The 1403-nt window shown below is 64.0% G+C and carries 2 protein-coding genes; both read left to right on the top strand.

The features are described from left to right. The first annotated feature begins 118 nt into the window (after positions 1 to 118). Positions 119 to 1204 carry a peptidoglycan DD-metalloendopeptidase family protein gene (locus tag BCL67_RS15110; protein WP_106124218.1) on the top strand — a complete coding sequence of 362 codons (1086 nt, stop codon included), beginning with the start codon at positions 119 to 121 and terminating at the stop codon, positions 1202 to 1204. Beyond that, positions 1204 to 1403 (top strand): hypothetical protein (locus tag BCL67_RS15105; protein WP_219886554.1); only part of this gene is annotated, 200 nt, incomplete at its 3' end. The genes BCL67_RS15110 and BCL67_RS15105, both read left to right, overlap by 1 nt.

Here is a 1403-nt window from a genome sequence, read left to right as displayed (position 1 = left end):
TCGGGATTGACCCCTGTGGAGTACGAAGCAATCATGAACACCGGCGTCGCTCTCGCGGCGTGACTTTAACTGTCACCTATTCGTGCGGCAGACCCTTGATTTATCACACGGAGAGCAAATGGCAGACAAGCAGGGATCAGGCTGCGGGCTCGTGCTTGGCATCCTCGCCCTACTGATCGGCGTCCCGCTGTTCATCCTCGTCATTGCGATCAGCGGGGGAGAAGGGGAAGAGCCGCAAGCCTCCTGCCGCCCCGGCACCACGGAGGACGCTTCCGGGATCCCGGAAGAATACCGGGAGGCCCTTGAATCCGCGGCCGCTGAATCAGGTCTCTCCGTCGATCTCCTGGCCGCGCAGATCGACGCCGAATCAGGATGGAACCCCGACGCCACCAGCCCCGTAGGAGCCGAGGGAATCGCTCAGTTCATGCCCCAGACCTGGGCCACCTACGGCAACGGGGGAGACCCGTTCAACGCGCAAGACGCCATAGCCGCTATGGGCCGGTATATGGCCTCAGTCTCTGATGAGGTCGCTGACCTTGCCGGTAATGAGCGCGAGCTCGCAGAACTGTCCCTCGCGGCGTACAACGCCGGTCCCGGGGCGGTGCAGAACGCCGGGGGAATCCCCGGCTTCCCTGAGACCGAAGAGTATGTAGACAAGATCATGGGGAGCGCGCAGGGGAACTACTCGGCCGACTGCTCACCCGTTGGTGGCCAGGAGATCGGAGAGCTTGGCACAGGGGAGTGGACCAGCCCACTTCCAGGCGCAGCCATGACCTCGAACTTTGGTGCTCGATCCTGCCCGATCCTTAACGCCTTGAACTGCTCAGGCGGCGTCTCGGATCACCGAGGAATCGACTTCGCCGGCCCCTCCGGCTCAACCGTCGTCGCGCCGATGGATCTAGAGATCCGCGCAACCGGCGTGATCGACAGTTGGGGACAACTCGGCTGGGTAGTGCTCGCCAAGCAACCCGACGCCCCAGGGCTGCACGTGGAGTTCGCGCACTGTGCCGCGAACAGCATCGAGGTCAACCCTGGTGACACCGTGGCACCCGGCACCCCGCTGTGCACCCAGGGCAACACCGGGTCATCGGCAGGGGAGCACCTACACTTCCAAATCGGGACACCTGATAGCGACGAAGCCACCCCAGGGTGGGAGAACCTGGTCGATCCTGCACCGCTACTGGGAGAGAAGGGCATCAGCTAATGGGCCGGAACACGATCATTGGAATCATCGTCGCGGTGCTGCTGCTGGGCGGTGTCGCCGGCGCTTTCGCCTACGTCGCTGTCTCATCGAATGAGCCGGCCGCGCAGGAGCCCGACCCCACGCCGGAACCCAGCGCTTCCCAGGTCCAGCCCGAGCCGGCCGAAGAGACAGCCGACGAGGATCAGGACGAAGATCCGCT

This window comes from Nesterenkonia sandarakina, from assembly GCF_003003175.1.
Taxonomy (GTDB): domain Bacteria; phylum Actinomycetota; class Actinomycetes; order Actinomycetales; family Micrococcaceae; genus Nesterenkonia; species Nesterenkonia sandarakina_A.
The sequence above is the reverse complement of the archived record's forward strand: the minus strand, read 5'-3'. Positions and strand labels throughout refer to the sequence as shown.